Origin of the sequence: Tepidimonas aquatica, assembly GCF_007556585.1 — a bacterium.
GTDB classification, from domain to species: domain Bacteria; phylum Pseudomonadota; class Gammaproteobacteria; order Burkholderiales; family Burkholderiaceae_C; genus Tepidimonas; species Tepidimonas aquatica.
The window spans coordinates 1-5,400 of the sequence record NZ_VJNA01000053.1; the positions used below are offsets into that span (position 1 = coordinate 1).

Annotated in this window: 6 protein-coding genes and 1 pseudogene; 1 reads left to right on the top strand and 6 read right to left on the bottom strand. The window is 66.1% G+C overall.

Translation table 11 applies throughout. From position 1 onward, the window contains the following. Positions 1-221: pseudogene (locus Taqua_RS12580) on the bottom strand (IS3-like element ISAzo10 family transposase); the annotation flags it as partial. 340 nt (positions 222-561) lie between these two features. Between Taqua_RS12580 and Taqua_RS12585 the strand changes: the two are divergent. After that, positions 562-1,833, top strand: a complete 1,272-nt coding sequence (locus Taqua_RS12585; protein ID WP_133598512.1) for an IS256 family transposase — start codon at positions 562-564, stop codon at positions 1,831-1,833. A gap of 2 nt (positions 1,834-1,835) precedes the next feature. Here the strand turns inward: Taqua_RS12585 and Taqua_RS12590 are convergent, their stop codons facing one another. From Taqua_RS12590 to Taqua_RS12610, 5 genes are all read right to left on the bottom strand, one after another. Beyond that, positions 1,836-2,279 (bottom strand): hypothetical protein, encoded by a 444-nt coding sequence (locus Taqua_RS12590; protein WP_144326934.1) that lies wholly within the window; start codon positions 2,277-2,279, stop codon positions 1,836-1,838. 147 nt (positions 2,280-2,426) lie between these two features. Beyond that, on the bottom strand, positions 2,427-2,939 hold the full coding sequence (locus Taqua_RS12595) for a hypothetical protein (protein ID WP_144326935.1): 513 nt from the start codon (positions 2,937-2,939) through the stop codon (positions 2,427-2,429). A gap of 190 nt (positions 2,940-3,129) precedes the next feature. Then, entirely contained in the window at positions 3,130-3,492 is a 363-nt protein-coding gene (locus Taqua_RS12600; protein ID WP_144326936.1) for a DUF4148 domain-containing protein, read from the bottom strand. Between the two features lie 222 nt (positions 3,493-3,714). Next, the gene (locus Taqua_RS12605) at positions 3,715-4,752 is read right to left on the bottom strand and encodes a porin (RefSeq protein ID WP_144326937.1); all 1,038 of its coding nucleotides are present in this window, start codon (positions 4,750-4,752) and stop codon (positions 3,715-3,717) included. Between the two features lie 330 nt (positions 4,753-5,082). Further along, a partial coding sequence (locus Taqua_RS12610; RefSeq protein WP_144326938.1) for a transposase occupies positions 5,083-5,400 on the bottom strand: 318 nt, incomplete at its 5' end.

Below are 5,400 nucleotides of genomic sequence, written 5' to 3' on the forward strand. Positions count from 1 at the left end.
TCAGGGTTGAGGGTAACGGCCCGGATGTGCGACCAGTCGCGTGTGCCGCGTGACCAGCGCGCGGGGTTGCGTTCGCGAGCCTGGAGGTAGACCTGGTGCCGAGCCGCAAGGATCGCGACGTCGTGGCCTTCATGGCGCTGTGCCGGGCTGACGTAGCGGATGCCGCTGTGCCTGTGATCGTGGTTGTACCAATGCACGAATTGGCGCGCCCACTCGCGCGCAGCCCGCGATCTCGGCCCTGCCGACGGCGGATTGGATGCGGCGGTTGAGCGTTGAAGAGGTCGAGATCGTGCGGCGTCTGAGCGGCGTGCCGCTCGGACGCACGCGGTAAGGAACTGGAATGAAGCTAGAGAACCCGTGGATCGCGGCGAAGTGCAGGGAACACGACGTATCGCCCAACCGTCTGCCCACTTTCGGCGCGCGTCAAGCTACTTGTCGCCTCTGTCACGCAGCAATGGCGATGTCCCGCGGATTGTTGAACGGGTGAGCTGAGGTGGCGGCTCCTTTGACCCGCATGTGACCATGCGGGTTGCCTAGCAAGCAACCAAAGGAGCCACCGACATGAAGTCTCGCACGAAGCCCGCGCTGCGGGTTGTTCCGGCTGCGCAGGTGCAGCTGACGTTGCCGATCCAGGGCGTGCTGCAGGACGTGAAGCACGCGTTCTATGGGCTGTGCATCAACGCCGGCAAGCAGGTGCTGGCAGCCATGATGGAGGCCGACAGGATCGCACTGTGCGGCCCCAAGGGCGTGCCCGATGCCGATCGCCGCGCGGTACGTGGCGGCAGCACGCGCAGCGCCGTTGTTCTCGGCGGGCAGCGCATCGGCATCAAGCGGCCACGTGCACGCGGCGTCGATGCGGGCGAGCTGGAGCTGCCCAGCTTCGCCTGGGCCGCCGGCACCGACCCGCTGGACACCGCGACGATGGCCGCCATTGCTGCGGGCGTGTCCATGCGCCGCTACGCCAGCACGCTGGAGGAATTGCCGCCGCCCGAGCAAGCGCTGTCGGTGTCCAAGAGCGCGACCTCGCGGCGCTTCGTGGCGCTGAGCGAAGAGCAACTGCTGCAGTGGCTGTCGCGCTCGCTGGGCAAGCTGGACCTGCCGGTCGTGATGGTCGACGGCATCCACTTCCGAGACCGCGTCATCCTGCTGGCGCTGGGCATTGATGCCCAGGGGAACAAGCACGTGCTGGGGCTGCGCGAAGGCTCCACCGAGAGCACGCGGGTCGTGCGCTCGCTGCTGAGCGATCTGATCGAGCGCGGTCTCGATGCCGACCGCGCACGGCTGTGGGTGATCGATGGTGGCAAGGCGCTGCGCAAGGCGATCGTCGAGACCTTCGGGGCCACGGCGCTGATCCAGCGCTGCCAGGAGCACAAGCGGCGCAACGTCATCGAGCACCTGCCCGAAGAGCTGCACGCCAGCGTGGGCCGCGCGATGCGCGACGCCTGGGACAGCGCCAACGCCGAGCTGGCCAAGAAGCAGCTGCAGCGCCTGGCTACGTCGCTGCAGTCCAAGCATCCCGGCGCTGCGGCCAGTCTGCGCGAGGGACTCGAGGAGACGCTCACCGTGCAGGCTCTGGGCATCACGGGCGCGCTGTACCGCACGCTGCGCACCACCAACCCGATCGAGAACCTCAACGGCTCGATCGCGCACTACACGCGCAACGTCAAGCGATGGCGGGACGGACAGATGACGTTGCGCTGGGTCGCCAGCGCACTCAGCGACGCCAAGGATCGCTTCCGCAAGCTGCGCGGGCACCGCGACATGAAGCACTTGATCGCCGCGTTGGACAAGCGCATCGCCGCCACGCAGCCCGCCGAACTCAAAGCCGCGTAGCATCACGAATGAGGAGCCGTCACACGGTCTCGTTCAACAGCGAACGGGACATCGCCCGCAAAGACGGCTGGAAAGAGAATTTCCAGAAAGGCGACGGCGCTAGACGCCGATTCCGCCTGCACCATGGTTGTCCGCGCGAACGCGGGCGCTGCAACACTGCAACACGGCGCGCAGCTGCTGCACTTCATCTTCAGCTGCGCCGAATGCCCGCTCGATGAATCGAGCCCGGTCTCGACACCTTGGTTCCCGGCCCCGACGTTGCCGGATCCAAGCTCATGCCGGACTTCGTGGACGTCGCCATGCGTCGCGTGCGCGACGGTCGCCGCAGCCTCACGCGGAGAGTGGTGCCCCGGCCCGCATCCACCCATGGTCACCGCAGCCAGCCCCTTCAGAGGAACGGCAGCAGCGATGAACCAGATCAGAAGGAGGCGAACCACACCCGACATACCCGGAACTTTACCTCAGCGCATTGAGAAAGATCAGCCTGCTCGGCAGTCTATGGACCGCTTGCCGACACGATGCGCTCAGAAACCTTACCGATTCGTTATGTCCTCGGGTGCTCCGGCCACCCCGCCAGCGGAGGAGGATGGATGTCAATCGATGTCGGCCACCATGCGAACCCGCAGCACACGCTCCCGGCTTGCCGCATCGCCTGGTTCGAAGGCGTATGTGCTCCCCCAGGCCCAAGCCGAGCCCGCGAGTTCAATGACGCGGATCTCGCCGGCAGCGCCTCGAACCGTCATCTGAGCCTCTCCCTCTGGCCAGTTCGCCCGAAGGACATGGTCGCCGGGCGGCAGCCTCATGCGCACGAAGGACTCCGGCACCGTTTCGGCCCGCGCACCTCCGTCGACAGTCAACTCGACGACGTTGGCGGCGTCGGCCCACCGCTTGCGCACCACGTACACCGTGAATCTCTCCGCAGATGCGGCAAACCGTTTGGCATCCGCTTCCACTGCAGGCGGGGGCACCGGTGCACTGGTGCAGGTCAGCTTGTAGCGCGGCGCCTTGCCGACCCGATGGCACCATGTGCCATCGGCATTTGCCTGCCGAACGGGCTTGGACACACATGCGGCGAGGAACAGCGTGCCTGATCCGAGTGCGATCAACGCAACTCGGCGCCCCACCGTGGACGGAGTGCTTTGCAATTGATTCTCCGGGCACTGGCCGCTCAATCGGGATCGGGAACTCGAAGGTGCCAGCGCGTCAAGGACAGGCCTGTGAAAGGCCGAAGCGGACGGAGGGGCGACTCTCCCGATCGGCCAGGTCGCCCCATTGCTCGCACCCTTCCGGCACGCATCAGCGATGTCCGTGCGAGGTGGCGGTTACGCCGCTTTGGTGGCCGCTGCGGCTCAACCCACCGGGGACGTTGGTCACACCGGTCCGGGAAGGCTTCTCGGCCTTCGCAGCGCTACGCGTGTCGCCCGTGACACCGACGAAGACCCACCCTGCCTCGCCTCCGACTTCGCGCCAGCCGTCGGCCGTGACCGGATTGCGCTTCCAGGCCTCGAGCTCCTTGATGACGTCGGCACGCGACTTCGTCGACGGCATCGCATGGGTCGTGAAGCCGGCTTCACCCCCGACCGGGGTGATGCCTGAGGTTGCCAGCGCGGGCAGAGACACGGCACTCACCAGCGCGATCAGACTGAAACGGAACTTCATGATGGACTCCTGTTGCAGGTGCGCCTCTCGTGGAGGTTCACCGGTTGCGGTGCCTTCGTGCACCGTGGAGCCACTGTAGGAATCGCGTGCTGACAGACTGCTTGCCGATCCATTACATCTTCGTCATGCGGCGCCCCAACGACGCCCGCAGCCGGGCCTGCCGCGGCACACCCGCGCTGGCCCGTCGAGGTCAGCGCGGGTCACCGCACAACGATTCGCGGATCAGAAGGTGTGGCGAACCCCGAACTCGAGACCGGACGATTTCTCGCCGCCCAGCATGCCCGCCGGCGGTGTGTAGAGGACGGAGCTGCGCGCCGCGCCCTTGTTCGAGACCTGACCGTAGGTCGCGTACATCGCGGTGCGCTTCGAGAGATCGTAGACATACCCGATGCCGAGGCGGGTGCTGTCGTCGGCGTCGGAGAAGCCGGAACCGGCGGGGCCACCCGAGCGATCCGCCCTGGTGTAGCCGACCTTCACCGTGCCCGGGCCCACCGGGACGGCGACGCCGATCGACAGATCCTTGGTCTTGCGCGGGTTCCACTCCTTGACGTCGTACAGCGTGTACAGCGTCGCGAAGCCGAGATTGTAGTTGAACATGATGTTGTAGTTCTTGAAGTCCGGCGTGGTCGCCCCTGTCTCCGTCTTGCCGTAGGCGAAGCCGACGTTGATCGGGCCCGTCTCGTAACCCAGCCGCCCACCCACGTACTTGTTGCCGTTGACGCCCTCGCCAGCGGCCATCTGCAGGTGTCCATACAGCCCGCCCATGCTGGGCAAGAAGTAGCCCACCGTGTTGTCGGCCCGCAGCACCGTCGTGGCGGGGCTGCCCAGGTTCGAACCCGCTCCGTAGCTGAAGATGCCGCGCGAGCCGACACCCACAATGCCGAACTCGTCGGCGAAGGTGTTGTACGCAGTCGGGGTGTAGTCCCGACCCATGCGCACTTCGCCGAAACCGCCCATCAGACTCACCGTGGAACGGCGACCCCAGAACTTGTTCGCGTCGGCGGTGCCGGTGTCGAAGTTGACTTGGGATTCCAGGTAAAAGCCGGCCTTCAGGCCGCCACCCAGATCCTCTACGCCGCGCAGACCCCACCGACTGGTGGCGTTCGAGCCCGATGCCAGTTGCTTCTGGGATCCGGCGCTTCCATTCTTGACTTGACGCACGGCGACATCGGCGATGCCGAACAGCGTGACCGACGACTGCGCGTAGGCGCCCGCTGCAAATGCGGACAACGCGGCCAGGGTGAACAAGGACTTTTTCATGAGAGCAATCTCCGTTGTGGGACAAGGCAACACCTTCCACGCGACGAACGCGCCTTCGGACTCGGATGAAGTGCGAGGCGCGCTACGGCACGAGACTTGACATCCTCCCCCGCCTAAAGTCGGGGGATTCCTACGGCGCTCACCCCGGCATCGAGCCGGAATGAGTCGCTTCGGTGGGTTCCTGGGCCGAGTGCGCAACCGCTGCTCGTATCTCCACAGGCGTTACTTCCGGCGTGCCCCGCCGTAGGCTGCCTTGGTTGTCGGCAGCAACGCCATTGTAGGACGGCGCAGCCGTCGGCTCCATGTCGTTTCGTGTGGAAAGCAACACCGTCACTGGGGCATCGCCGGCGCGAACGGACTGGCCGGCAGGTGCTTGAGCTTGGACATGCGCAGGTAGGCGATGGCGATGAAGTTCTGGCTCGTCCTGAAGCCGCGCGCGGCGCGCTTGGCCTGCTGCAGCAGCCCGTTCATCGCCTCGACGAAGGCGTTGCTGCGGTGATCGACCATGCCGCGCACCACCGCGTCGAACCGCTCCTTGAGCGTGGCGGCCAGCTTCTTGAACGGCTCGAGCCGACAGCGCCGCGCCCAGCTCAGCCAGGCCCTGAGGTCGGATGCGGCCTGTTCGATGCTGTTGTGCGCTGTGGCCCG

Coding starts and splice junctions, on each gene's coding strand:
- Taqua_RS12585 (WP_133598512.1), top strand. CDS start 562: ATGAAGTCTCGCACGAAGCCCGCGCTGCGGGTTGTTCCGGCTGCGCAG.
- Taqua_RS12590 (WP_144326934.1), bottom strand. CDS start 2,279: ATGTCGGGTGTGGTTCGCCTCCTTCTGATCTGGTTCATCGCTGCTGCC.
- Taqua_RS12600 (WP_144326936.1), bottom strand. CDS start 3,492: ATGAAGTTCCGTTTCAGTCTGATCGCGCTGGTGAGTGCCGTGTCTCTG.
- Taqua_RS12605 (WP_144326937.1), bottom strand. CDS start 4,752: ATGAAAAAGTCCTTGTTCACCCTGGCCGCGTTGTCCGCATTTGCAGCG.